General features: G+C 72.4%; 23 protein-coding genes and 1 riboswitch. Of the genes, 10 read left to right on the top strand and 13 right to left on the bottom strand.

Translation table 11 applies throughout. The annotated features are described in order from the left end of the window. Positions 1–66: 66 nt before the first annotated feature. Positions 67–1,284 (top strand): low temperature requirement protein A, encoded by a 1,218-nt coding sequence (locus tag ACZ6NZ_RS11335; protein WP_465857944.1) that lies wholly within the window; start codon positions 67–69, stop codon positions 1,282–1,284. Then, positions 1,277–3,445, top strand: coding sequence for a hypothetical protein (locus tag ACZ6NZ_RS11330; protein WP_465857942.1), 2,169 nt, complete (start codon positions 1,277–1,279; stop codon positions 3,443–3,445). The genes ACZ6NZ_RS11335 and ACZ6NZ_RS11330 overlap by 8 nt, the downstream gene beginning before the upstream one ends. A gap of 29 nt (positions 3,446–3,474) precedes the next feature. Here the strand turns inward: ACZ6NZ_RS11330 and ACZ6NZ_RS11325 are convergent, their stop codons facing one another. From ACZ6NZ_RS11325 to ACZ6NZ_RS11315, 3 genes are all read right to left on the bottom strand, one after another. Then, complete coding sequence (locus ACZ6NZ_RS11325; protein ID WP_366611526.1) at positions 3,475–3,873, bottom strand: hypothetical protein; 399 nt, start codon at positions 3,871–3,873, stop codon at positions 3,475–3,477. Next, positions 3,870–4,319 (bottom strand): hypothetical protein, encoded by a 450-nt coding sequence (locus ACZ6NZ_RS11320; protein WP_465857940.1) that lies wholly within the window; start codon positions 4,317–4,319, stop codon positions 3,870–3,872. The genes ACZ6NZ_RS11325 and ACZ6NZ_RS11320 overlap by 4 nt, the downstream gene beginning before the upstream one ends. Before the next feature lie 366 nt (positions 4,320–4,685). Continuing rightward, complete coding sequence (locus tag ACZ6NZ_RS11315) at positions 4,686–5,564, bottom strand: alpha/beta fold hydrolase (protein ID WP_465857938.1); 879 nt, start codon at positions 5,562–5,564, stop codon at positions 4,686–4,688. 139 nt (positions 5,565–5,703) lie between these two features. Here ACZ6NZ_RS11315 and ACZ6NZ_RS11310 point away from each other — a divergent pair, with 139 nt between their 5' ends. Both ACZ6NZ_RS11310 and ACZ6NZ_RS11305 read left to right on the top strand, forming a co-directional pair. After that, a complete protein-coding gene (locus ACZ6NZ_RS11310; protein WP_465857936.1) occupies positions 5,704–9,057 on the top strand; it encodes a BTAD domain-containing putative transcriptional regulator in 3,354 nt (1,117 codons plus the stop codon). A gap of 137 nt (positions 9,058–9,194) precedes the next feature. Then, positions 9,195–10,769, top strand: a complete 1,575-nt coding sequence (locus ACZ6NZ_RS11305; RefSeq protein WP_465857934.1) for a Na+/H+ antiporter — start codon at positions 9,195–9,197, stop codon at positions 10,767–10,769. Between the two features lie 8 nt (positions 10,770–10,777). Here the strand turns inward: ACZ6NZ_RS11305 and ACZ6NZ_RS11300 are convergent, their stop codons facing one another. The 4 genes from ACZ6NZ_RS11300 to ACZ6NZ_RS11285 all read right to left on the bottom strand — a co-directional run bounded on the left by ACZ6NZ_RS11300 (position 10,778) and on the right by ACZ6NZ_RS11285 (position 15,621). Continuing rightward, positions 10,778–11,521: an amino acid ABC transporter ATP-binding protein gene (locus ACZ6NZ_RS11300; protein ID WP_465857932.1), complete on the bottom strand. Its 744-nt coding sequence runs from the start codon at positions 11,519–11,521 to the stop codon at positions 10,778–10,780. Next, on the bottom strand, positions 11,518–12,291 hold the full coding sequence (locus ACZ6NZ_RS11295; protein WP_465857930.1) for an amino acid ABC transporter permease: 774 nt from the start codon (positions 12,289–12,291) through the stop codon (positions 11,518–11,520). The genes ACZ6NZ_RS11300 and ACZ6NZ_RS11295 overlap by 4 nt, the downstream gene beginning before the upstream one ends. 39 nt (positions 12,292–12,330) lie before the next feature. Then, a complete protein-coding gene (locus ACZ6NZ_RS11290; protein WP_465857928.1) occupies positions 12,331–13,191 on the bottom strand; it encodes an ABC transporter substrate-binding protein in 861 nt (286 codons plus the stop codon). 273 nt (positions 13,192–13,464) lie between these two features. Then, a riboswitch (SAM riboswitch) is annotated at positions 13,465–13,576 on the bottom strand. An 86-nt stretch (positions 13,577–13,662) separates the two neighbouring features. Beyond that, on the bottom strand, positions 13,663–15,621 hold the full coding sequence (locus tag ACZ6NZ_RS11285; RefSeq protein ID WP_465857926.1) for an amino acid transporter: 1,959 nt from the start codon (positions 15,619–15,621) through the stop codon (positions 13,663–13,665). Between the two features lie 152 nt (positions 15,622–15,773). Here ACZ6NZ_RS11285 and corA point away from each other — a divergent pair, with 152 nt between their 5' ends. After that, positions 15,774–16,907 carry a magnesium/cobalt transporter CorA gene (gene corA / locus ACZ6NZ_RS11280; RefSeq protein WP_465857924.1) on the top strand — a complete coding sequence of 378 codons (1,134 nt, stop codon included), beginning with the start codon at positions 15,774–15,776 and terminating at the stop codon, positions 16,905–16,907. Between the two features lie 16 nt (positions 16,908–16,923). Here the strand turns inward: corA and ACZ6NZ_RS11275 are convergent, their stop codons facing one another. Together ACZ6NZ_RS11275 and ACZ6NZ_RS11270 are read right to left on the bottom strand one after the other, a co-directional pair. Continuing rightward, a complete protein-coding gene (locus tag ACZ6NZ_RS11275; RefSeq protein ID WP_366611538.1) occupies positions 16,924–17,109 on the bottom strand; it encodes a hypothetical protein in 186 nt (61 codons plus the stop codon). 209 nt (positions 17,110–17,318) lie between these two features. Further along, the gene (locus ACZ6NZ_RS11270; RefSeq protein WP_366611540.1) at positions 17,319–17,834 is read right to left on the bottom strand and encodes a 2'-5' RNA ligase family protein; all 516 of its coding nucleotides are present in this window, start codon (positions 17,832–17,834) and stop codon (positions 17,319–17,321) included. A gap of 78 nt (positions 17,835–17,912) precedes the next feature. Here ACZ6NZ_RS11270 and ACZ6NZ_RS11265 point away from each other — a divergent pair, with 78 nt between their 5' ends. The 3 genes from ACZ6NZ_RS11265 to ACZ6NZ_RS11255 all read left to right on the top strand — a co-directional run bounded on the left by ACZ6NZ_RS11265 (position 17,913) and on the right by ACZ6NZ_RS11255 (position 21,012). Continuing rightward, entirely contained in the window at positions 17,913–18,422 is a 510-nt protein-coding gene (locus ACZ6NZ_RS11265; protein WP_465857921.1) for a mycothiol transferase, read from the top strand. An 80-nt stretch (positions 18,423–18,502) separates the two neighbouring features. Next, complete coding sequence (locus ACZ6NZ_RS11260) at positions 18,503–18,952, top strand: SCP2 sterol-binding domain-containing protein (RefSeq protein ID WP_465857919.1); 450 nt, start codon at positions 18,503–18,505, stop codon at positions 18,950–18,952. Then, positions 18,949–21,012 (top strand): amylo-alpha-1,6-glucosidase, encoded by a 2,064-nt coding sequence (locus tag ACZ6NZ_RS11255; RefSeq protein ID WP_465857917.1) that lies wholly within the window; start codon positions 18,949–18,951, stop codon positions 21,010–21,012. Before ACZ6NZ_RS11260 ends, ACZ6NZ_RS11255 begins: the two co-directional genes overlap by 4 nt. 43 nt (positions 21,013–21,055) lie before the next feature. Here the strand turns inward: ACZ6NZ_RS11255 and ACZ6NZ_RS11250 are convergent, their stop codons facing one another. Further along, positions 21,056–21,559 carry a DinB family protein gene (locus ACZ6NZ_RS11250; RefSeq protein ID WP_425846117.1) on the bottom strand — a complete coding sequence of 168 codons (504 nt, stop codon included), beginning with the start codon at positions 21,557–21,559 and terminating at the stop codon, positions 21,056–21,058. A gap of 133 nt (positions 21,560–21,692) precedes the next feature. Between ACZ6NZ_RS11250 and ACZ6NZ_RS11245 the strand changes: the two genes are divergently transcribed. Next, positions 21,693–22,598 carry a DUF72 domain-containing protein gene (locus ACZ6NZ_RS11245; RefSeq protein ID WP_465857914.1) on the top strand — a complete coding sequence of 302 codons (906 nt, stop codon included), beginning with the start codon at positions 21,693–21,695 and terminating at the stop codon, positions 22,596–22,598. 36 nt (positions 22,599–22,634) lie between these two features. On the opposite strand, the gene ACZ6NZ_RS11240 is transcribed toward ACZ6NZ_RS11245, so the two are convergent. Together ACZ6NZ_RS11240 and ACZ6NZ_RS11235 are read right to left on the bottom strand one after the other, a co-directional pair. Beyond that, positions 22,635–23,006 (bottom strand): hypothetical protein, encoded by a 372-nt coding sequence (locus tag ACZ6NZ_RS11240; protein ID WP_465857912.1) that lies wholly within the window; start codon positions 23,004–23,006, stop codon positions 22,635–22,637. Positions 23,007–23,201: 195 nt separating this feature from the next. Beyond that, on the bottom strand, positions 23,202–23,831 hold the full coding sequence (locus ACZ6NZ_RS11235) for a hypothetical protein (protein WP_366611549.1): 630 nt from the start codon (positions 23,829–23,831) through the stop codon (positions 23,202–23,204). Between the two features lie 197 nt (positions 23,832–24,028). On the opposite strand from ACZ6NZ_RS11235, the gene ACZ6NZ_RS11230 reads away from it, so the two are divergent. After that, on the top strand, positions 24,029–24,199 hold the full coding sequence (locus tag ACZ6NZ_RS11230) for a hypothetical protein (RefSeq protein ID WP_465857910.1): 171 nt from the start codon (positions 24,029–24,031) through the stop codon (positions 24,197–24,199). A gap of 19 nt (positions 24,200–24,218) precedes the next feature. Here the strand turns inward: ACZ6NZ_RS11230 and ACZ6NZ_RS11225 are convergent, their stop codons facing one another. Continuing rightward, positions 24,219–25,082, bottom strand: a complete 864-nt coding sequence (locus ACZ6NZ_RS11225) for an alpha/beta hydrolase family protein (protein WP_465857908.1) — start codon at positions 25,080–25,082, stop codon at positions 24,219–24,221. Positions 25,083–25,113 lie beyond the last annotated feature (31 nt).

The following is a 25,113-nucleotide window of genomic DNA, read 5'->3' as shown; positions in this document are numbered from 1 at the left end:
GGTCTGGCGGTCGGGGTGGTACGACTGGGACGGCGGCGGCAGCCGCGGGGCCGGGGAAGGATGGCGATGGCGGGCGCGCTTCCGGGACGGCTGCTGCTCCGACGGGAGAACCCGGGCAAGGCGTCGTTCCTGGAACTCTTCTTCGACCTGGCGTTCATCTTCGCGTTGACCCGGCTGTCCCGCGCGCTGCTCGACGATCCCAGCCTCACCGGCGGTTTCCAGGTGTCGCTGATGCTGGCCGCGCTCTGGTGGGTGTGGTTCGTGACGGCCTGGTCGGCGGACTGGTTCGACCCGCGCGCCCCGCTGATCGTCGCCCTGCTGCTCTGGGTGATGTTCGGCGGCCTGCTGATGGCCGCGGCCGTACCCACCGCGTTCGACGGGCACGCCCTGGTGTTCGCCGTCGCCTACGTGGCCATCCACCTGGGTCGGGGGGCGATCCTGATCCCCGGCCTGCGGGGGCACCCGCTCCTGGTGCGCAGCCTGCGGGTGGCGATCTGGTTCGGGATCTCCGGCGTGCTCTGGGTGGTCGGGGCGGTCGTGGCCCCGGCCCGCGAGGTGCTCTGGGCACTGGCCCTGGCGCTGGAGTACCTCCTGGCCCGGCTGCGCTGGCCGTTTCCCCGGCTCGGACGCAGTACCTGGACCGAACTCCAGGTGAACGGCAGGCACCTGTCCGAGCGGTACCAACAGATCTTCATCATCGCCCTGGGTGAGCTGATCCTGATCTCCGGCGTCACCTACAGCCAGTCCGGCATGGATCGGGACAGCACGCTGGCCTTCGTCTCGGCGTTCGCCACCGCGGTGGCCCTCGCCCGGCTCTACCTGGTGCCCGCCGGCGTACGGCTGGCCACGAGGATCGAGGCGGACGGCCCGGCTGGCAGCAAGGTGACACTCAAGGCGGGCTACCTGCACCTCGTCATGATCGCCGGTGTGCTGGCCACCTCCGTGGCCATGGAGATGGCGATCGACGATCCCGGAGGGAACGACACGGGGCAGTTGGCCTTGGGCGTGATCGGCCCCGTGCTGTTCCTGACCGCCCGGATCCACCTCGCGGCAGTGGTCGACGGCAGCCGGCCCTGGGCGCGTCTGATCGGGGTGCCGGCCATCCTCGTGGCCGGGCTGGCGACGGTGAAGCTGCCGCAACTCGTCAACAGCGCCGTCGTCGCCGGAGTGCTGCTGCTCATCGTCCTGGTCGACGGGATGCCCGGCCTGCGGGGATACGCGCGACAGATCAGCGGACGCGACGAGGCCGACCAGCGGCGGCACGGGGAGCGGCCCGGTGCCTGACCGAGAGCCGGACCACGGCGACCAACCGCGCAGACCCGACGTGGTGGAGTTGCGGGTGCACGGCGTGTCCGGGGGCGACCCCACTGTCATCCTCGACCGCCGGGGAGTCCGGCAGGTCGCCGGCGACGACAGTGGCGGCTTCCACCGCCCCGACCCGGCGGAGGACACCGACCCGGACGGGGTGACGCTGGAGGCGTACCGCTGGGGGGACCTGCCCGCGGGCACCGTGGCCCGGACCCTCTCCATGGTCTTCCTGCTGCCGTTCATGTTCAGCAACGTGGCCGTGTGGATGCTGCCCACCGGCCGCCGCCGTGCCGCCGGGGTCACCATGCTCTGCCGGCTCCTCGCGCTGAACCTCACGGTGCTGTACGTGGTGTCCATCGCCGGGGTCGCCCTCGATTTGTTCGCCTGGCGGTGTCTCGGTGCGGCCCGCTGCCGTGAGCCCTTCGACACGATGGCCGGGCTCGACGGCCGGCACCTCGGGCAGCGGCTGTGCGTGCTGGCGCTCCTGCCGATCGCCGCCATCGTGTTCCTCCTGCTCGTCGGCGTGCGCCGGTCCCACTCGGACGGCAACGCCGTGTGGACCGTGGAACCGCTGGTGCAACGGCTGCGAGCGATCCACGTCGCCGCCGCGCTCGCCGTACTCGATCTCATGCTGCTGGCGGCCCGCCACACCGCTGGCGCGACGGTCGGGACGACGCTGCTGCTGACCCTCAGCGTGGTGGTGCTGCTGGTCTGCGTCGGCCTGCTCGCCGCCCCCGGGCTGGCCGAACGGGCCGCGATGGCGCGAACCGCGCAATGGACCGCCCGCACCACAGCCGTCCTGGCCGTCGGTATGACTGTGGCGACCCTCGTCCTCGTCGCGCGCGACGACCATGGCTGGCCGTCGTCGACCGGAATGCCCGGCTACGGCGGGATCGCGGCCGGGGCCCTGTTCGGTCAGATGACCCTGCTGGTGGTGCTCAGCGGGCTGGTGCTGTGGCACCGTGGTCGTGCGGGTGGAGGGTCCACGCTGCGGCGTGGCCTGGGCGCGGCGGTCGTCGCCGCCTTCGCGGTCGGCCTGGCCAGCGGGCTCTCCGCCGGTCTCGTCTACCAGATCGGGCAGTTGCTCCGCGGTTACTCCGGCGACGGCGGGCCGCCGCTGCCGTACCGGTGGACGCTTCTGTCCTTCTTTTTGCACGTGGTCGCGGGGGTGCTGGTGTGCGGCGCCCTGACCCTCCTGTCGCGGCGACGACGGCGCGCCGCGGCAACGGCGATCACCCGTCGCGACTTCCCGGTGGTTCCGCCGGAGGCGGCGGGGCGGCTGCGGCTGACGATGACGACCATCGCCCGGGCGAGGTTCACCGAGTGGCTGGGTCTGATCGCGACCACGTACGCGGTGCTCGCGCTGATCGGACTGATCACGAGCCTGGTGGGGCGAACCGGGCGTGAGCCGGAGCAGTTGGCGCTACAGCTGTTCGGGCTCCCGCCACGAGCCGTCGAGATGGGGCTCACCGGAAGCACCTACCTCCTCGCCGGACTGCTCCTCACACTGTTGGCCGGGGGTGTGTTCGCCTACCGGACCGCGTGGTTCCGCCGGCACGTCGGCATCCTGTGGGACCTGGGCACCTTCTGGCCCCGGGCCGCGCACCCGTTCGCCCCGCCGAGTTACGCCGACCGGGCCGTGCCGGAGCTGGCCGACCGGATCAGCCAACTGGCCGAGCGGCACGCCGGGGTGCTGCTCTGCGGGCACAGTCACGGGTCCGCGCTGCTGGCGCTGGCGGTGCTGCGGCTGCCTCCGCGCGTACGCCGACGGGTCGCGCTGCTCACCTACGGTTCACCGCTGGACCGCCTGTACGCCCGGCTCTTTCCGGCCTACCTCAACGAGGGGGTGCTGCGGGAGGTGGGGGAGCGGGTCGAGTGGCGGTGGCTCAACCTCTGGCGGGAAACCGATCCGGTCGGCGGCTGGGTGTTCGCGGCACACCGGCCCGGTGATCCACCCCCGGACCCGGCCGATCCGGCGGGCCAGGTCGACAGGCGGTTGCGGGACCCGGCACACCTGCTGCCGGCACCGGGAGAGCGGTCCGCGCCGCCGCTGCGGGGGCATCATCCGGGCGAGAGCGACCCCGAGTTCCGGGCTGCGGTGCGTGAACTCACCGAACGCCTTCGCGCTGCCGGCTGAGGGTCACCGGCCGCAGGGGCGGCGCGGCGTCAACGATCCATTTCGGGAATCCGGTCGGACTCCGCCACCGTCGCGCGGACCTTGCGCAGGGTGGCGTCGGGGGCCCGGATCGCGACACGCCAGCGGTCCAACGTCCGCGTGAGCACCCGGACGACGAACTGCAACTGGTTGACCTGCTCGCGCAGCACTCCCAGCTCGGACCGGGCGCTGAACGCCTCGCCCTCCAGCTGGGTGATCCGCGTCTGCAACGGCTGTACCAGCGTGAGGGCGGCCTCGGTGAGCGTGTCGGCGGCATCGGCCTTGAACTTGCCCCGCTGCACCACGACTGTGGCGATCGCGGCCAGGCCGGTGCCCCCGCCGAGGATGCCGAGCACGCTGAGCGCCACCTGCACCCAGTGCGGTGCAGCTGGCGCGGGTGCGGTAATCACGTGACACCTGCCTGCAACTGTTCGTAGGTCACAAATTCGCATGCTCGCGCCAGGCGACGGAGGTCGATGGCGATCTGCGCGGCCCGCCAGAGCGACCCGACCGTCACCGCCATCACGAACGATGTGGCGACGATGGCGTTCTGGCCTGACATGACCACCAGGGCCACCGCGTACATGCCGGTGATCGTGCCGAGCACCAGCACCGACGCGAGTTCGAGGCCGAGCCCGGTGGAGAGCCGGCCGGGCCACAGGACGCCCAGTAGTCCGCCCACGCCCACCGCGACCAGACCCAGCTCCCAGGCGACCTGGATGGGCTCCGGCATCGACGTCTGGACGGACGTCGGCCGGACATTGAGGGTCATCAGCAGAATGCCGCAGAGGGGTGCCGCAGCCAGGACGGCGATCTCGTACGGCTGGTGGCGGGATCGGATACGAAGGTTTCCCACGGCAGCTCCTTGGTCGAGGACCGGCGTCCGGCAGCGGCCGGTGGGCCAGTGCCGTTCGGTGGGTCGCGGCTGTGCAGCCGTGAACCGTGCGGCGGAGCCCGGTGGCGCGTTGCTGTGGACGGTCGTTGGGCGAGAAGATGGAACGACTCGACGTCGTTGGCTGCCGGTATCTGCCTGTGTATCACCGATCGTCGGTTCGCGTCTACCTGTGTAACGTCGCATTCCCGCAGGTCAAGGGGCATTACCCGGTGGTTTTTGGGCGGTGGAAAGGGTGCAGCGTGGCGACCCGGCCGCACGGTCGCCCGGTGACGGGGAGTGTCGGATATCTTCCCCAGGGTGGCGATCGTGGGCCGGGTCGCCGGTCGATCAACGAGCGAGCAGGGCGCGCAGCGCCCGGAGCACCTCGGCCGGGGCCTCCTCCGCCATGAAGTGCCCGCAGGTGACCGTCTGGTGGTCCAGATCCGGCGCCCAGGCCCGCCACACCGCCGCCGCGTCGTAGCCCAGCGCCGCGCCCCAGTCCTGCTGGAGCACCGCCACCGGCATCCGCAGCTGGTTGCCGGCCGCCCGGTCGACGGCGTCGTGGGCCACGTCGATCCCGGCCGACGCCCGGTAGTCGGCGACGATCGAGGGGACGGCGTTGCGGGACGCGCGCAGGTACGCGGCACGCACCTCCGCCGGCAGCGCCTCCGGATCACGGGTCCAGACGTCCAGGAAGTGACCGAAGAAGGCGTCCGGGCTGCCGGCGATCAGCTCTTCGGGCAGGCCGGGCGGCTGCGCCATCAGATAGAGGTGAAACGCCACAGCGGCGCTGGCGCCGTGCAACACGTCCCACATGTCCAGCGTGGGTAGCACGTCGAGCAGGGCCAGGTGGCTGATCGCCGCCGGATGGTCGAGGCCGGCGCGGAACGCGACCAGGGCGCCCCGGTCGTGCCCGGCCAGGGCGAACCGCTCGTGACCGAGCGCGCCGGCCAGCGCCACGATGTCGGCGGCCATGGTGCGCTTGGCGTACCCGGTGCCGTCGGGGTCGAGGGGCTTGTCGCTGTCGCCGTAGCCGCGCAGGTCCGGGCAGATGACCGTGTGGTCGGCGGCCAGGTCGGCGGCGACGTGCCGCCACATGAGGTGTGTCTGCGGAAAGCCGTGCAGCAGCACGATCGCCGGCCCGGAACCGCCCACGGCGGCGTTGAGCGTCACCCCGTCGGCGACGGTGACACGTCGGTAGTCGAATCCGTTGATCTTCGGGTCCACGGGGAACCTTCCTGGTGAGCAGTCCCGGCGGGGGGCGGTGGCCCGTCGCCGTCGTACCTCACCGAGCCTGCGCGGTGGTGATCAGCAGCCGGTCAGCGTCGGATGAGTGCCGGGCGAGCCAACGGCCTAGATTGGTGCCGTGACCAGGCAGCTGACGGCGCCCGTCGCGGTGACCTTCGGCGTCCTCGGGCCGGTGATCGCCGCGACCGAGCGCGGCCCGGTCCCCCTGCGGGGGCACCGGCAGCGCCTGGTGCTGGGCCGGCTGTTGATCGCCCACGGTCGGGTGGTGCCGGTGGATCGTCTCGTCGACGACCTGTGGGAGGTCGCACCGGACGGCGCGGTGGGCGCGATCCGGACCTTCGTCGCCGACCTGCGCCGGGCCCTGGAGCCCGATCGGCCACCCCGGCAGCCGCCCCGGATCCTGGTCACCGAGCCACCGGGGTACGCGCTGAAGGCCGCCCCGGACGCGGTGGACGCCGGACAGTTCGAGGCGGCTGTCGGTGCGGCGGCTCGGCTGCTGGCGGCCGGGCGTCCCGCGCCGGCCCTGGCCGCGCTGGACTCGGCGCTCGGGCTCTGGCGCGGGCCCGCGTACGCCGACTGCGCCAACGAGTCCTGGGCGGTCGCGGAGATCAACCGGCTGGACGAGCTGCGGATGCTCGCCGTCGAGCGGCGGGCCGAGGCGCTCCTGGCGGTGGGCCGACCGGACGAGGCCGCCGCTGACCTGCCGGCGCACCTGGCCAGCCATCCGCTGCGCGAGGACGCGTGGCGGCTGCTCGCGACGGCCCGGTACCGCGCCGGCCGGCAGGGCGACGCGCTGGCCGCACTGCGGGAGGCCCGCCACGTCCTGGTGACCGAGCTGGGGGTGGACCCGGGGCCTGAGCTGCGACGGCTGGAGACCGACATCCTCGCCCAGGCGCCGCACCTCGCCCCGCCCCTCGATCGGGCCGCCACCCCCGGTCTCGGGCAGGCCGCGCGACCCGTCGAGACGGAGCAGCGCCCGTTCGTCGGGCGCGACGCGGAGCTGGGGCGGCTGCGGCACGCCGCCGAGGCCGCGTCCCACCGCCGGCGGCCCACGCTCGCCCTGCTCAGCGGCGACCCGGGTGCCGGCAAGACCGCGCTGGCCGAGGCCCTGACCCGGCGACTCACCGCCGAGGGCTGGACCACGGCGTGGGGACGCAGCCCGGAGTACGAGGGCGCGCCTGCGGCGTGGCCGTGGACCCAGATCACCGACACGCTCGCCGGGCCCGCCGCCGCGCCCGCCGCCGTCGCTGCCGACCCGGAAGACGGCTCGGCCGACGGCTCGGCCGACTCCGCCACCGTGCGGTTCCGTCGACACCGCGCGGTGGCTTCGCTGATCGCGGCGGTCGCCGACCGGGCGCCGGTCCTGCTGGTCCTCGACGACCTGCACCGCGCCGACGGCGACACCCTGGACCTGCTGACCGCGCTGCTCACCGGCGCGCAGCCGGCCAGCGGGCCGGTGCTGATCCTCGGCACCTACCGGGCCACCGAGATCAGCCCGGAGTTGACCGCCACGCTGGCCCGCGCCGCGGGGTTGGAGCCGGTCCGGGAATATCTCGCCGGCCTGCCCGCGTCGGCGACCGGCGAGCTGGCCGGGGCCATCGTCGGGGCGGAACTGGACCAGGCCACCGCCCGGTCGATCCACCGGCGCAGCGGCGGTAACCCGTTCTTCGTCCGCGAGCTGGCCCAGCTGTACGCGAGCACGGGACAGGCGGGGTTGGCCGCCGTGCCGCCCGGGGTACGCGACGTGATCCGGCACCGGTTGGCGCAGCTACCCGCCTCGACCCGTACCGTGCTGCGGCAGGCGGCCGTGCTCGGTCGGGACCTCGACCCAGACGTGCTGGGCGCGTTGGCCGGTGACCCGGTGGCAGCGCTGGACGCCGTGGACCGCGCCCTGGCGGCCGGGTTCCTCAGTGAGCGAGAGTCCGACGGGCGGCTGCGCTTCACCCACATCCTGGTCCGCGACACGCTCTACGCCGACCTGTCAGCGCCGCGCCGCGCCGCCTGGCACGCGGCCGTTGCCGAGGTGCTGCGACAGCGGGCACCCGTCGAGCCGGCAGCCCTCGCATACCACCTGCTGCGCGCCGGGCCGGCCCACGCCGCCGAGGCGTCGACACACGCCCAGGCGGCGGCCGAGCGGGCCGAGCGGGGCGGCAACCCCCACGAGGCGGCCCGGCTGTGGGGCCAGGCGATCGACGCGTACGACAGCGCCGGTGGGGTCGAGCCGCGTGGGCGGGTGACCGCGCTGCTCGGCCTGGGGCGGGCGCTCGCCGTGACGGGCCGGCTGGCCGAGGCGCGGCTGCGGCGTGCCGAGGCGATCAGCGTCGCCGAGTCCACCGGCGACCCCCTGCTGATCCAGGAGGCGCTGGCGGGCTTCGACGTGCCCGCCAGTTGGACGCGCAACGACGACGACATGCTCTCCGGGCACATCGTCCGGGCCGCCGAACACGCCCTGACCGCGCTCGGCCCGATCGGCTCGGCGCAGCGCAGCCGGCTGCTGAGCACCCTCGCGTTGGAGCTGCGCGGCACCACCACCGATCGTGGCCGCCGCGCCGCCGCCGAGGCCGAGACGATAGCCCGCGACATCGGCGATCCCGCTCTGGTGGCGTTCGCGCTCAACGCCCGCTTCATGCACGCCTTCCACCGCGTCGGTCTGGCCGACGCGCGGGCCCGGATCGGCGTGGAACTGGTCGAGCTGGCCGCCCGGCACCACCTGGTGACCTTCGAGGTGCTCGGCCACCTCGTCCTGGTCCAGGCCAGCTGCGCGCTGGCCGACCGGCCCGCCGCCGACGCGCACGCCCGCGCCGCCGACCGCCTCGCCGAGGCGTACGAGCTGCCGTTGGTCGGTGTCTTCACCCGGTGGTACGCCGCGCTGCGGCTGGCGTTGGGCGGCGACCGGGACGCCGCGGCAACCGCGTACCGTGCTGCCGCCGAAGAGCTGCCCGCCGACGGTATGCCGGGCCTGGCCCAGGGGTTGCTGCCGCTCGCCCTGCTCGGCCTGCGCCTGGCCGACGCGGTGAGCGACGCCCCGCCGGCGGGTGACCCCCGGCTGGCCGCGGCGCGGCGGCCGATTCCCGGGCCGGGTGACGAGGACTGGGCGCGGTGGGACTGGGGCCCGCACGAGCCCTGGGTGCGGCCCCTGCTGCTGGCCGCCGCCGACGATCCCGGTGCTGCCACGGCGGCGTTGCGGGCCCTGCCGGACGGGCCGCACGACCTGCTTCGGGAGGTGCGGCTGTGCCTCACCGCCCGGGCGGCGCTGGCCGTGGGCGACCGTCCCACCATGGAACGCGTCGCCCGCGCGCTCCGCCCGGCCGCCACCGAACTGGCAGCCGGCACCGGGGTGCTCACCGTCGGCCCGGTGGCCGCGCACCTCGCCGATCTGGCCGCCGCGCTGGGCCGCGACGAGGAAGCCGCCGAGCATCGCCGTACCGCCCGGCTGCTCCTGGCACGCGTCCGCGCCGACGACCCGTCCTGAGCGCCGCGGCGGGTGTGCCTGGCCAACGCGCTCTGGCTCCCCGGCGACTTGCCGGTTTCGGCCGGAACCAGCCGTGGGGTGCGGTCAGATGGAACCACCGGCGCGTCCGCCGTCGGCCATGATCCGAGGGGGTACGCGTGGAGGCGCTCATCCTGATCGTGGCACTCGGCGTCACCGTCCTTGTCGGCACCACCCTCGGCGGCCGGTACCGGGTCGCCCCGCCGGTCCTGCTCATCGCGTTGGGTGTGCTGCTCGGGCTCACGCCGCCGCTGTCCGAGGTCACCCTGGAACCCGACCTGGTCCTGCTGATCTTTCTGCCGGCGATCCTCTACCGGGAGAGCCTCACCATCAGCCTGCGGGAGATCCGGGCCAACCTGCCCGTGATCGGGCTGCTGGCCGTGGTGCTGGTGGTGCTCACCATGGTCACCGTGTCGTTCGCCGCGCAGGCGTTCGGGGTGAACCCCGACGCCGCCTGGGTGCTCGGCGCGGTCCTCGCGCCTACCGACGCCGCTGCGGTCACCGGCCTGGCCAAGCGGTTGCCCCGGAAGCTGCTCACCACCCTGCACGCGGAGAGCCTGGTCAACGACGGTACAGCGCTGGTGATCTTCGCTGTGGCCGTGGGGCTGCTCAGCCACAGCGACGACCCGGGTGTCCTGGGCATCGGCGAGGAGTTCGTCGGCGCCAGCATCGGCGGTGTGGTCGCCGGCCTGCTGGTGGGGGCCGCGGTGGTGCTGATCCGCAAACGGCTCGACGATCCGTTGCGCGAGGGCGCGCTCAGCGTGCTGACCCCGTTCGGTGCCTTCCTGCTCGCCGACTCGGTGCACGCCAGCGGTGTGCTGGCGGTGGTGGTCGCCGGCCTGGTGCTGGCCTACGCCGGCCCACGGGTGATCCGCGCCCGGTCCCGGGTCCTGGCGTACGCGTTCTGGGACCTGTCCACCTTCCTGATCAACGGCGGGTTGTTCGTCCTGCTCGGCACGCAGATTCCGCGCGCGGTCCGGGGGATCACCAGCACCTCGCCCCCGAGGGCTCTGGTGATCGTGCTGGTGGTCACCCTCGTCGTGATCGGCACCCGGCTGCTCTTCGTCTACCTCACCGCACAGATCGCGAGGCTTCGGCGTCGCCGCATCATGGACCCGAGCCAGGGGCCGTCGAGCTGGCGGGTCGGCACCGTCGCGGGCTGGTCCGGTTTCCGGGGCGCGGTCTCGCTCGCCGCCGCCCTGGCCGTTCCGACGGTGATGGTCGACGGTCAGCCGGTGGCCGAACGCGATTTGATCATCTTCGTCACCGCGCTGGTGATCGTGCTGATCATGCTGCTCCAGGGCACCACCCTGCCGTTGGTGGTGCGTTGGGCCGGGCTCACCGGTGACCCGGAACGCGTCGACGAGGCCCGCAACGCCCGGCGGCGGGCGACCGAGGTGGGCCTGGCCGCCCTACCGCAGGTCGCCGCGGAGGTTGGTGCCCAGGACGAATCGGTGCGCCGGCTGGAGGCCGAGTACCGGCGGCATCTGGCGGACCTCGACGAGAGCGGTGGGAACACCGCCGAGGAGCGCCGGTTGGAACACCGACTGCGCCTCGGCGTCCTCGCCCACAAGAGGCGGGAGGTCACCCGGCTGCGCGACAACCGGGAGATCGACGACCTGGTGCTCCAGGAACTCCAGTCCGCGCTGGACAACGAGGAGATCCGGCTGCTCGGTCGCGGACCCAACGAGTGACGGAGGGCTCAGAGCACCTGGTCGAGGAACCGGCGCAGCCGCGGATGCTCGGCCCGCTCGAAGATCGCCTCGGGTGGGCCGGCCTCCAGCACCACGCCCCGGTCCATGAAGGCGACGGTGTCGGCGACCTGCCGGGCGAACCCCATCTCGTGGGTCACCACCACCATGGTCATGCCGGCGGCGGACAGGTCGGCCATCACCCCGAGGACGCCCTTGACCAGCTCCGGGTCGAGCGCCGACGTCGCCTCGTCGAAGAGCATCACCTCGGGGCGCAGCGCCAGCGCGCGGGCGATCGCCACCCGCTGCTGTTGACCACCGGAGAGCTGCGCCGGCCGGGAGTCCGCCTTGCCGGCCAGCCCCACCAGCTCCAACTGGGCCCGGGCCACGGTCTCCGCCTCGTCCGCATCGAGCTTGCGCAGCCGGCGCAGCGCCAGCGTGACGTTGCGCAGCACGCTCATGTGCGGGAAGAGGTTGAACTGCTGGAAGACCATGCCCACCCGTTGCCGCAGCGCGTCCGGGTCGTCGCCGAGCACGCTGCGCCCGTCCAGCAGCACGTCGCCCCGGTCCGGTTCGATCAGCCGGTTGATGGTGCGCAGCAAGGTGGACTTGCCCGACCCGGACGGGCCGATGACGCAGGCCGTCGCGCCCCGCGGCACCGAGAGGTCGACGCCGCGCAGCACCCGGTTCGGCCCGAAGGCGAGGTGCACGTCGCGGACGTCGAGGCTGACCGAGGTGGTGGTGTCGGTGGTCATGGTCGGCGCCCTTCGGTGGTGGCGGTCGACAGGTCCTCGTCGTCCTCGTCGTCGGGCGCGGTGGCCGGCCGACCGTTGCGCAGCCGTCGGTCGATCCAGTTGACGACGTGCGTCAGCGGGACTGTCAACGCCAGGTAGAAGAGCCCCGCCAGCAGCAGCGCCGATTCGTTGCCGGTGGTGGCCGCGTAGTCCTGCCCGATCCGGAACAGCTCCCGCTGGCTGGCCACCAGGCCGAGGAAGTAGACCAGACTGGAGTCCTTGATCAGCGCGATGAGCTGGTTCACCCAGGCCGGCAGCACCCGCCGGATGCCCTGCGGAATGATCACCAGCCGCATTGCGTCGGCCCAGGAGAAGCCGAGCGCGCGGGCGCCCTCCAACTGGGCGGCCTCCACCGACTGGATGCCCGAGCGGAAGATCTCCCCGATGTACGCGGCGGCGATCAGCGACAGCGCCAGAATGCCCAACGGGTAGGGATCCGGCCCCCAGACCTGCATGCCCAGCGGGGCCAGTCCGACTCCGATCAGCAGGATCGTCGCCGCGGCCGGCAGCCCCCGGAACACGTCGGTGTAGACCCGCGCCGGCCAGCGCAGCCAGCGGCTGCGGGAGATCCCGGCGACGGCCAGCAACAGGCCGAGCACCGAGCCGAGCAGGGCGGCGGAGACCGCGAGGATCAGCGTGTTGGGCAACCCGACGGTCAGCATCTCGGGCAGCGCCTCGCGCATCGCGTCGGCGTCGAAGAAGGTCTCCCACAGGGTGGTCAACGGATCCATCGGTTGCTCCTCCTACCGCCCCGCTCGCTCGTCACCGGCTCAGGACGCGGCCGACGCGGACGCCGACGGCGCGACCTTGACCGCGCCGCTGCCCGGGGCGAAGTCCGCCGGGATCGGCCGGCCCGGGTAGTACTGGGCCTGCAACCGGTTCCAGGTGCCGTCGGCGATGACCTCGTCGAGCGCCTTGTTGAGCGCCTCGCGCAGCTTGTCGTTGCCCTTGGCCACCGCGTACGCGGTCGGTGCCGGGCTGAGCTGCTTGGCCGCCACGGTGATCTTGCCCTTGCTGTCGGCGGCCGACTTCTCGCCGATCTCCGCCGGGGCGATCCAGGCGTCGGCGGTGCCCGCCTTGAGCTGGTTGATCGCGCCGTTGTAGTCCGGCACCCGCACCGGGTTGAGCTGCTTGCCGGTGGCGTAGTCGTCCTGGACGGTGCCCTGCACCACCACGACCCGCTTGCCGGCGAGCTGGTCGAAGCCGGTGATCGGCGAGCCGGCCGGGACGTCCAGGCCGAAGTAGCCGAAGTCGTAGCCGTTGCCGAAGTCGACGGTCTTCTTGCGGGCCTCGGTGATGGTGATCGAGGAGCTGCCCACGTCGAACTTACGGTTGTTGACCTGGCTGAGCAGCGCGGAGAAGTCGGTGCCGACGAACTCGACCTTGAGGGAGAGCTTGCCGGCCACGGCGGTGAGCAGGTCGTTGTCGAAGCCGGTGAACTTGCCGTCCTCGAGGTACACGTTCGGCGGCGCGTCGGTCAGCGTTCCGGCGCGCAGCACGCCCGACTGGGCCAGGCCGTACGGGTTGGCGTCGGAGGAGTCGTCGTCTCCGCAGGCGGTGAGGGCGGTGGCGGCGAGGATCGTGACCGCGCTCAGGGCGGCGGCGCGGGTCAGGGCAGGAAGGAATCGCACTGGTGTCTCCGAAGGGTGGTGTCTCGGCGCGCACGGACGTACGCCACCGACGGCGCGCCCGATGGGCGTACCGGTGGGAGAGGAGCTCGGGAAGGTGGTGCTAGAGCGCGGTGCCGCGACGACAGGCGGCGCTGCACATTCGCATCATGTCCAGGTGCCGTCGCCGGATCAGTACGGGCGAGGGGCGACCGGTGCGGGTGTCCGCGACGTCGGTCGGTCCGGTGGTGCCGAGGATGCGCATGGTTCTCCCGGGTCTGTGCTGACCTGGGTGCCAGGCCACGCTTGCACCGACGTCCTGCCGGTGCCTGGTCTTCACCCGGGGCACCCCACCGCGGAGGAGGGTTGCCGGCCAGCGAGCCGGGGCTTCGCGCTGGCGCTCATGACCTGCGCCGAGGCTAGCAGCAGGAACGGGTGGATCGTCCAGTCGGTATGACCACGCTCACTGTGCGCGATGGGCTGTCAACTCGCAGGTCAGCCGGCATGGACGTGCGGTCGACGGTGCGGGTCGCGCTCCTGGCGGCGCAGGATCTCCCGGGTCACCGAGGCGATGGCGCCCTGTCCGAAGGCCAGGTAGCGCAGGAAGTTGCGGGTCGGGCCACCCTCGGACCACTCGAAGTAGATGTGGGGGCGCCGACGGCTGCGGTCGCGGATCTCCAGCAACAGGGCGGCGAGCGCGGTGGGCACCGACGAGCTGGCCAGGCTGAGCACCGGGAAACGGCCGTCGACCACCCCACCGCGGACCAGCAGCTCGGTCTCGAAGTCGGACGGGTCGGTGACCGTGACCTCGACGAAGATGACGTCGCTGTCGTCGGGAAAGTCGTTGTCCGCCATGGTCTGCGCCAGCTTGGCGCGGTACTCCGCCTCGTCGCGCCGGTCGGGTTCGTGCGCGACGAGGCGGATCCGTCGTCCGGCGCGTTCGTCGATCATCCGCGTCGCGGTGTGGTCCAGCTCGACGTGGTCGACGCGCAGCTCGTAGGCCCGCATCAGCCGGGACAGCACCGACACCAGGATGATCCCGCCGATGAAACAGGCCGCGATCTTCACACCGTCCGGGCGTTCCACCACGTTCGCCACGGTGGTGTAGACGAAGATCAACGTGATGACGCCGAAGGCGATGGTGCGGCCGCGCTGACGCTGCCGGCGCGCAGCGAGCGTCACCGCCGTCGCGGCCGAGGTGATCAACACCAGGACCCCGGTGGCGTACGCGCCGCCCTGCGCGTCCACGCTGGCCTCGAAGACGATCGTGATCAGAAACGCCACGGCGGTGAAGACCAGCACGAGCGGCCGGACGGCTCGCGCCCAGGTCGGCGCCATGCCGTACCGGGGCAGGTAGCGCGGCACGAGGTTGAGCAGACCCGCCATCGCGGATGCCCCAGCGAACCAGAGGATTCCGATCGTGGACAGGTCGTAGACGGTGCCGAACACCTCGCCGAGGTGGGCGTGCGCCAGGTACGCCAACGCGCGCCCGTTCGCCGGTCCGCCCGGCTGGAAGGCCTCCGGCGGGATGAGCACCGTGGTCGTCACGCTGCTGGTGATGAGGAAGACACTCATGATCACCGCCGCGGTGGTGAGCAGCCGGCGCGCGCCACGGATGCGGCCCAGCGGTCGTGCCTCCGAGTCCTGCGGGTCACCCCGTACGCTCGGCATGACCGCCACCCCGGTCTCGAAGCCGGACAGACCCAACGCCAGCTTCGGAAAGACCAACAGCGACAGCCCGACCACCAGCCACGGATCGCCGTGCCCGGTGGTCAGCATCGTGGTCCAGTCGCCGACCGCGCTCGGATGCGTCGCCACCCGCCAGAGCGCGTCGGCCACCACCACCGCGTTCAGCGTCAGGTAGACCGCGACCAGGACGACGGCGACCCCGATGGCCTCGGTGAATCCCTTGAGGAACACCGCGCCCAACAGCGACACCAGCAGCAGCGTGACCAGTACCTCGTGACCCTTGAGCCCGCTCGGCCAGAACGGGTTCTCGTCGATGTGCGCCGTCGCGTCGGCGGCCGAGAGGGTGATGGTGATGATGAAGTCGGTGGCCACGAAACCGAGCAGCACCAGCACCAGCAACTTGCCCGGCCAGTAGCTCAGCAGGCGCACCAGCATCGCGATGGAGCCCTCACCGTGCGGGCTCTCCACCGCCACCCGCCGGTAGACCGGCAGCGCCCCCAGCAGGGTCACCAGCACCAGCACCAGGGTCGCCACCGGTGAGAGCGCGCCGGCGGCCAGCGCCGCGATGCCCGGCTGGTAACCCAGCGTGGAGAAGTAGTCGACGCCGGTCAGGCACATCACCTTCCACCACGGGTGGTGCCGGTGCTCCGGCGGGCGCCCGTGCGGCCCCGGGTGCTGTATAGCCTGGTCCGAGCCGGCGTCGAGCAGCCACCCCCGCAACCGGCCGGTGCGTCTGTCGACCTTCACCGGCGCGTCCCCCGTCATCCCCACGGTCACCGTGAGTATCCGCCCGACGGGCCGTCCCCGTCCGCCGGTGCGCGGAACCCGGCCGACGCCACGGCGGGTTTCAGGGCCCGGGACAGCGGGGAAGCAGCGCCCCGGGCTGGACGGGACGGCGCCGGGGGAGGGGACAGGGCATGGTCGGCGGCCGTCGCTTCCGCCCGGGTGGTGGCTTCGGCCGCCAACTCGACGAGTACGAGACGAGGGGCGGTGTGCCGCCGCCCACAGGGTCACCCGCCGCCGCGTCCCACGGTGGTCTGGTGGACAGCGCGGTCTACGTCCGAGGGCACCGGTTCGCCTCGCCGTCCGGCCTCGCCGAGACGTACCGCTGCCTCCAGGAGCAGGACGGCGCGATGGCCTGGATCGGGCTGTACCGGCCCGACATCGAGCAGATCACCTCGCTGGCCCGGGAGTTCCGGCTGCACGACCTGGCCGTCGAGGACGCGATCAACGCCCACCAGCGGCCCAAGCTGGAGCGCTACGGGCACACCCTGTTCGTGGTGCTACGCGCCGCCCGCTACGACGACCTCCGGGAGGGGGTCGAGTTCTCCGAGCTGCACCTGTTCATCGGCCCGGGCTTCGTGGTCACCGTCCGACACGGTGAGGCGCCCGACCTGGCCGCGGTGCGGCGACGGCTGGAGACCGAGGCGCAGATGCTCGCCCGGGGGCCGGAGGCCGTCCTGTACGCGATCCTCGACCAGGTCGTCGACGGATACGCGCCGGTGGTGGCCGGCCTGGAGAACGACATCGACGAGATCGAGACCCAGGTGTTCGGTGGCGACCCGAACGCCAGCCGCCGCATCTACGGGCTCAGCCGGGAGGTCATCCAGTTCCAGCGGGCCGCCCGTCCGCTGCTCAGCGTGCTCGGCGCGCTGGCCGACGGCGCCGGCAGTGCCAGCGCCGACGAGGAGCTGCGCCGCTACCTGCGCGACGTGACCGACCACCTGACCCAGGTGGTGGAGCGGGTGGACGGTTTCCGGCACCTGTTGCAGAACATCCTCACGGTCAACGCCACCCTCGTCTCGCAGCAGCAGAACGAGGAGATGCGCAGCCTCACCGCCGCCAGCTACAGCCAGAACGAGGAGCTGAAGAAGGTCTCCTCCTGGGCGGCGATCCTCTTCGCTCCCACGCTCATCGGCACCGTGTACGGCATGAACTTCGTCCACATGCCGGAGCTGAACTGGCGCTTCGGTTACCTCTTCGCGCTGCTGTTGATGCTGCTGGTCTGCGGCACCCTCTATGTGATCTTCAAGCGGCGCGGCTGGCTCTGACCCGCGCGGCCGGGATTCACTCGATGCCGCGCAGGATGTGCCGTTCGTCCTCGACGTCGTCGTCGCCGGCACTGATCCGGCCGAGCAGTACGGCGGCCGCCCAGATCGTCAGTGGCGTGGCCGCCCCGGTCATTCCCCCGCCGGTCCGGTCGTCCCGGGTCTGGCTCCGCTCCGAGCGCGGTGGCCTGCGCTGAGCCTGCATGGGCCCTGCCTCTCCTCGTCGAAGCCGCCGTGGGTGGCCCGGGGTGACCCCGCGCCACACCGGCCGGGCGGACCACCTGTGAGCAGCCCACCACCGGTACGACAGCCACTCGAACCTTCCCACGCCCGGCCGCATCCGCACCGCTTGTTTTCGGGTTTCCGACTGTCACCCGCCAAACCGGACATTACGCCTCGACGGTCGAGGCGCGGTCACGGCAGCGGGTGGGCGATTCCGCGGGCGTGGTCGGTGAGCGCCGCGCCGACCACTGTCGCGCTCAACGGCAACACCTCCAGACAGCGGCGCACCGCGGCAGCCATCAGCGTGTTCGGCACCCGCATGGAGAGCGTGCAGTGCGGCACCCACCGCCCCGGCCGGTAGTGCTCGGCGAGGGCGACGCCGGCGGCGGCGAGCCGGTCGTGCACCAGCCGGTGGTGCGCCAGCAACTCCGGGGTGGGCGCCGGGCCGAGCCAGAGCACCCGACCGACGAACTGGCCGGCATGGTGGAAGTCGAGCCGCAGCGGGGCTGCCACCACCGTCCCCTGTAGCGCCTCGACGACCTGCTCCGGGTCGAACCGGGGGGCCACCATGAGCGAGACGTGCGGACGGTGGCGACGCTCCAGCAGCGAGCGCATGCTCTGCACCCCCTCGGCCTCCAGCGCGTCCCAGAGCACCCTGATCCGGCGGGTGGCGTCCGGGTCCAGGTACAACTCCACCGCTGCGACCATTCGATCACCGTAGCGGCCGAGGTTTGCCCACCCGGTTCCGGCGGTACCTGTTCGGAAACCGACCGGGAAGGCATACCCGTGGACGTGAGTGACCTGCTGACCGAGGCGTACGACAGGCTGCCCGACCTCGTCCGCGCGGCGGTCGACGGCCTCGGCCCCGAGCAACTGCGCCACCAGCCCGGGCCGGGCGGCAACTCGGTCGGCTGGCTGGTCTGGCACCTCAGCCGGGTGCAGGACCACCACGTCGCCGACCTGCTCGACGCCGAGCAGATCTGGGTCAGCGGAGACTGGGCCGGTCGGTTCGGGCTGACCGCCGACCCCGACGACACCGGCTACGGGCACTCGCCCGCTCAGGTCGCCGCCGTACGGCCGGAGAACGCGCAGGCGCTGATCGACTACTACCAGGCGGTCGCGGCGCGTACCGGAAGCCTGCTGGCCGGTCTGGGCCCGGCGGACCTGGACCGGGTGGTCGACGAGTCGTGGGACCCGCCGGTCACCCTCGGCGTCCGGTTGGTCAGCATCGTCGACGACGACCTGCAACACGTGGGCCAGGCCGCCTACGTGCGCGGCCTGATCGAGGCCGGCTGACGCGTCCCTCACCCGTTGCGGGTGAGCCGGCATCACCCCGACGCGGGTGATCCTGCGGGAAACCGTGGGGAGGGGACCCGATGGGCGCGACGGCGGAGCAGTACCTGCGACAGCTGGACACCGATCGGCGGCCTGACCTGCCGGAGACCACAGCGGGAACGCTGCGGCTGGACGTCCGCGACGACGGCAGCACCGATCACTGGTACCTCACCGTCGCCGACCAACAGGTGCGGGTGGGACGGTCGGCCGACGACGCCGACCTGGTCGTCAGCGCGGACCGGCGGGTGTTCGACAAGATGGTCGACGGGCAGCTGCACCCCGGCGCGGCGCTGCTGCGCAACGACCTCGCCCTGCACGGCGACATGCGACTGCTGATGCTGCTGCGGCGGATCTTCGCAGGGCCCAGCGGCGCCCGGCATCCCCGGGAACTCGGCCGGGCTGCCCTCGCCGCGCGGCCCTCGGACCGGAGCGCGGCGGGTGCCCCGGCCCCGGACCGCGGCCCGGTGCACGCTCGGGAGGAACAGTCGTGAGGCAGGAACTGCTCCACGTGATCGCCGGTAACGTGTTCGCGATCTGCGACGCCCAGGGCGACATCGAGGCCGACCCGCGGTCACCCGTCGGGCTCTTCGCGTACGACACCCGCTTCCTGTCCCACTTTGTGCTCAGGATCGACGGTGAAAGGATCAACGCGCTCTCCCGTGACGACCTGACCTACTTCGAGACGCGGTTCGTTCTGGTCCCCGGCGCGGCCAGCCACTACGTCGACGCCGACGTGTCGATCATCCGCCACCGCTCGATCCACGACTGTCTGCACGAGAACATCACGGTGCTCAACCACTCGCCGGAGCCGGCCGACTTCACGATCCGAGTGGAGATGGGCAGCGACTTCACCGACATCGCCGAGATCGGGCACCTCCGCCAGCGGGCCGTCGAGGTCGCTGCGGACTCGGCGAACCAGCAGCTCGTGCTGCGGTACCAACGGCAGCGCTTCGTGCGCCAGACCACGGTGCGCAGCACCGAACCGGTGGAGGTGGACGAGGGAGGGATGACGTTCCGGGTCCGGATCGCCCCGGAGGGGAAGTGGGAGACCGACCTGCACATCGCCATGACCATGGGCGGTGCGGACGGGCAGGATGTCCGCGACTCCCTGGAGTCCCACCAGCGGGCCGTGCGCACCGGGATGCGCGAGAGCCTGGCGGACTGGATGGACCAGGCGCCGCAACTGATGGCCGAACGCGACGGACTGGAGGAGATGTACCGGGGCAGCCTGGCCGACCTGGCGGCACTGCGGTACCGGCCACTGTCGTACGACGCCCGTGTGCCGATCGCCGGTCTGCCGTGGACGATGTGGTTGTGCGGGCGGCACAGCATCATCACGTGCCTGGAGACGCTGGCGTTCACCCCCCAACTGGCCCCCGCGACGCTGCGGATGCTGGCCTTCATGCAGGGTGGCCACCTCGACGACGATCTGGACGAGGAACCAGGCAAGATCCTGGCCCATCTCCGGTACGGCGAGTCCGGCGCGTTCGGCGACCGGGCGCACGCGCTGTACTACGGATCGGCGGACACCAGCCCGCTCTTCGTCGTCCTGCTCGACGAGTACGAGCGGTGGTCCGGTGACGGGGACCTGGTACGCGAGTTGCGCCACCCGGCCCGGATGGCGCTGGACTGGATCGACGAGTACGGCGACATGACCGGGGACGGGTATGTGCGCTACCAGCGTCGCAACGAACGCCACGGTGCCGTCAACCAGTGCTGGAAGGACTCCCCGGACGCAATCACCAGCGCCGACGGCAGTGAACCCGCATTTCCCCGCGCCACCTGCGAGTTGCAGGGTTACGCGTACGACGCGAAGAGGCGGGGGGCCCGGCTGGCCCGGGAGTTCTGGAACGACCCCGCGTACGCCGACCGGCTGGAGCGGGAAGCCGCAGCGCTGAAGGAGCGCTTCAACCGGGACTTCTGGCTGCCCCACCGGGACTACTACGCGTTGGCGCTCGACCCCTACGGTGAGCCGGTCGACGCGTTGGCCTCCAACATGGGGCATCTGCTCTGGAGCGGGATTGTCCCGGACGACCGCGCGGAGACGGTCGCCGAGCACCTGGTCGGACCGCGCCTGTTCAGTGGCTGGGGGGTGCGCACCTTCGCCACCGGGCAGCGCCCGTACAACCCGGTGGGCGCCCACCTGGGGGCGGTGTGGCCGGCGGACAACGCCCTGATCGCCGCCGGTCTGCGCCGTTACGGCTGCGACACGCACGCGGCCACGATCGCGGGCGGCATCTTCGACCTGGCGCAGACCCTCGGCGGCGCGGTGCCGGAGGCGATCGCCGGGCACGAGCGCAGCCTGACGAAGTATCCGGTGCAGTTGCCGGGGGCCGCCCGCCCGCAGTCGTGGTCGTCGGGGGCGCTGTTGATGCTGTTGAGCACCACCCTGGGGTTGCGGCCCACCGGCGACAACCTGCTGGTGAACCCGGCCGTGCCGGAGGGGCTCGGGCGGCTGGAGCTGCTGGACATTCCGGGCCGCTGGGGCCACTCCGACGCCTACGCCAGGGACCGGACCACCGAGGGGCGGAAACGCACCCGACTCGGCTGAGGCGTGTCGGCGACCACCCCGCGACCCGTCCGCGCGCGTCGGGTCAGCCCATGGTCTTGGCGCCGTCGATCGACTCCCGCAGGATGTCGGCGTGCCCGGCGTGCTGGGCCGTCTCGGCGATCAGGTGCAGCAGCACCCGCCGGACCGTCCAACTCGCTCCCGGCTCGAACCAGGGCGCCTGCGGCAGCGGGTGCGCCGCGTCCAGGTCGAGGGTGGCGGTCAACTCGTCGGTCCGGGCGGCCACCTCCTGGAAACGCTCGACCAGCCCGGCGAGGGTCTCACCCGGCAACATCTGGAACTGACCGACCCAGTCGATCTCCTCACGGTTCATCGCCTCCGCGCCACCGGCGGCGAAGAGCATCCACCGGTGCTCGACGCCGGACACGTGCTTGATGAGGCCGCCGAGGCAGAGCCCGCTGACGGTGGGGTGGCTGGCCGCCTGCTCGTCGGTGAGCCCGTCGACCGTCTGCAGGAGGAAGCCGCGGTGCCTGCGGAGTGTCTGCAGGAGATCGGCGCGCTCACCGGTGAGCTGCTCAGTGCTGGTCATGCCGCCACCCTTCGTTGATGTCCACCGGTGCCACCGTAGGGCGCGACACCGACACTTCCCGGGCACGACACCTCCTCGACCGAAGTCCCGCCAGCGGTTGCCGATCCGCGCCGGTGGCGGTCCACTGAATGACATGGGTGTGATTAAGGTGGGCACGTCGTCCTGGGCGGACCAGTCCCTGCTGCGTTCCGGGTGGTACCCCCGCTCGGCCAGCACGCCGGCCCGCCGACTGGGCTTCTACGCCAGCCAGTTCCCGATGGTCGAGGTGGACACGTCCTACTACGCCATTCCGGTGCCGGAGACGACCCAGGGCTGGGTGGACGCCACACCGGAGGACTTCACCTTCGACGTCAAGGCGTTCAGCCTCTTCACCGGTCACCCGACACCGGTCGCCGTGCTGCCGCGGGACCTGCGACCGGCCGGCGGCCCGAGCCGGATCCGCCGCCGAGACCTGCCGGAGCCGGCGTACGACGAGCTGTGGGCCCGGTTCCGCGCGGCCCTCGACCCGATCGCGGCGGCCGGCAAGCTCGGTGTGGTGATGTTGCAGTTCCCGCCGTGGCTGGTGCGCAGCCCCGCTGCCGAACGCCGGATCGTCGAGCTGGCGCAGCGCTGCCGCCCGTGGCGGGTCGGTGTGGAGCTGCGGCACGGCTCCTGGTTGGACGAGGACTCGGCGGCGGGCACTCTGGACCTGCTACGCGACCACGACCTGTCCCTGGTCTGTGTCGACATGCCGCAGGGGCACCCGTCGTCGGTGCCGCCGATCCTGACCATGACGGCGGAGCCGGCGATAGTCCGGTTCCACGGTCACAGCGACGCCTGGCGCGAGGGTGACAAGCAGGAGAAGTTCCGGTACGCGTACGCCGAGGACGAGCTCCGACACTGGGCCGGGCTGCTGGCCGAGTTCGCCGACCGCTCCGACGAGCTGCACGTGCTGTTCAACAACTGCTGCGCCGGGCAGGCCCAGCGCGACGCCACCCGGCTGGCGCAACTGCTCGCCGAGACGATGCTCGTCGAGCAGGCCGTCCCGGTGACCGGCTGATCTCCGCACCGGCCACCCGGTCGGACGCCGGTCCGCTCAGGACCGCCGTCCCCGGCTGCGCAGGGCGTCCTGCGTCGACTCGCCGATGTCCGCGTCGTCGGGGAAGCTCCTGCCGCTGGGGGCGGGATCGGGTGGGGCACCGGGTCCGGCCATCGTCGTACGGGTCGGCTCGACCGAGCCGAAGCCGTGCCGTCCCGCCGGGTCCGACCGGCCCGCCGGGGCACCCGCGCGTCGCTCTCCGCGCCGTCCCTCGGGCACCGCGGTCTCCTCGCTGCCCTCGTCCATCGGTGAGTCGTCGCCGGTGCCCCAGGGCGCGTCGGCGTCGACGTCGTCGCCGGTGCCCCACGGCCTGGTCGCCTCCGGCTCCAGCCGGTCGTTGTTCCCGCTGCGTCCCTCGTGCGCCGTCATGGCCACCCCGCTCGTCGGTCCGCCGCTACGGCGGACGGTGTGCCGTCCTCGGGCCGGGACCGCCCGCCCGAGCGCGGCGTACGGCATGTCGCCGGCACGCCCGCCGCCCGCGCGGGACCCGTCATCGCTGCGGTGCGGGCAGGCCGGTCAGCGCCCCGCCGTCGAGGTGGCGGAGGACGCCGGCCGGCCTGCCGTTCAGCGTCCGGCCATCGCCATCGGCCGCTTGCCGTTGCTCATTCCCGCCATCTTGATCATGCCCTTCGAGGCGCCCTTCATCCCACCGGCGCGGCCGAGCACCCCGCGGAACACCTGGCCGGGCTTCTGCTGCTCACCCATGTACGCGGTGACCACGACCAGGGTCCCGGTCAGCGCCGGGATGGCCCACTGGAGCAGCTTCATCTGCCGCTGCGACGAGGCCACACTGGCCGGTGTCTGGTGGTTCGGCTCGGTGGCACCGCTCACCGACGGACCACCCGCCTTCTCCAGCCGCATGCCGACCAACCGGCTGTACCCGGTGACTGCCAGCGCGCCGATGGTCAGCGCGGTCTTGATGGCGCTGACCCGGCCCACGCCGGACTGGGCCGCCACCCGTGGGCTCTCGGTCACGAGCTCGCCGACGGCGCCGGCCAGGTGGGCGCCGATCGCGGCCGCGTTGACCGGTGTCCACTTGGACCATCCGGCCGAGGCGACCGGGAGTCGCTGGGTCGAGTCGCTGATTTTCGCCGCCGCGCCATTGACGCCGAAGGCACCCATGAGGGAGCCGCCAAACCAGGCCGCCAGGCCCAGATCGTGCATCGAGCGCAGTGCGGTGTGCCGTTCGGACATGTGATCCCCTTCCGCCGTGTCGGGCGGTGCGGCTTACCCGCCGGTCGAGCGGCTAACCCCGCCCCGGGTGGGCCGATCACCGTCGCGACCGGCCGCTACCGGACATCGGCGGCGTCGGCGGGTCGACCTGCCCCGGGCAGGAGTCGTTCGCCCGGCGGCGGGTAGATCCTCAGCGACGCCGACGAGAGGGGAACGCGATGTCGCAGCCGGACGAGAGCCGGGAGAAGACCCCCAAAACAGACGCGGTGCTCATGCACCCCGACAACGACCCACACCGGAAGACCGCAGAGGTCCCACCCCGCAAGGAGCACGCCGAGATCCAGGTGGAACGGGACGGGAACCTGGTGCCGCTGGACCAGGACGAGTGAGCCGACCGGCCGGTACGGCTCAGCGGGGCGGCAGGTCGCCGACGAATTCGGCGATCCGCCGCGCCAGCGGGGCACTGGCTCGGACCCAGGTGAAGTGGTCCAGTGTCGCCCCGGCCTGCGCCACTGTGTAACGCTCCCGGGTCACCGGCGCTCCGACGAGCTTCGCGCAGAGGTGGTCCATTGTCTCGTGCGGGGTGAACTGGTCGTCGTCCACGCTGACGGCCAGCACCGGGGTCCGCACCGCGTGGACCGCGGCCTCGGTGTCCGTACCGTCGATTCGGGGGAATCGGCCGGTCCGCGCCGTGTAGGCCCAGTCACGGACCACGCCGCGCGCCTGCCGGCCGCCGAAACCCCAGCCGGGCCAGACCCCGAGCAGCGCCGCCGTCGCGGCGATCCCCTGGGTGAGGGGCAGCACGCCGAGGCCGCGCCGGCCCGGGTAGGTCCGCCAGTACGGGATGCCGACCGCGACGAGCGCCAAGCCGTCCACCTCGTCGGTCCCGTGCAGGGCGAGATGCAGCAGGCTGGCCTGCCCGCCGAGTGAGTGCCCGAGGAGCAGTCGGGTGCGCCCGTCCAGTCGCGGCTTGAGAGCGGCCAGGACGACGCCGACGTCGGCGGCCAGCTCGGCGTAACCGTGCCGGTCCGCCCGACTCGGCGCGGGCGTGCTCGCCCCGGTGCCGCGCAGGTCGGCCACGACCACGGCGAGCCCGGCGGCGCGCAGCTCGGCGGCGAAGGGCCGGTAGTACCGGGCCCGGACCCCCATCGCCGGCCAGATCACCACCACCGGCGCGCCGGTCACCCCGGGCGGCTCCGGATAGACCTGCACACCCAGCCGGCCACCGTCGACGTCGACGAACTCCTGCGCGTATTCCGGGTCCCCGTTCACCGGTCCAGCCTACGACCTGACGTTACCGGCG

The organism is Micromonospora sp. NPDC047756, assembly GCF_055587245.1.
This window is presented reverse-complemented; position numbering and strand designations above follow the sequence as displayed.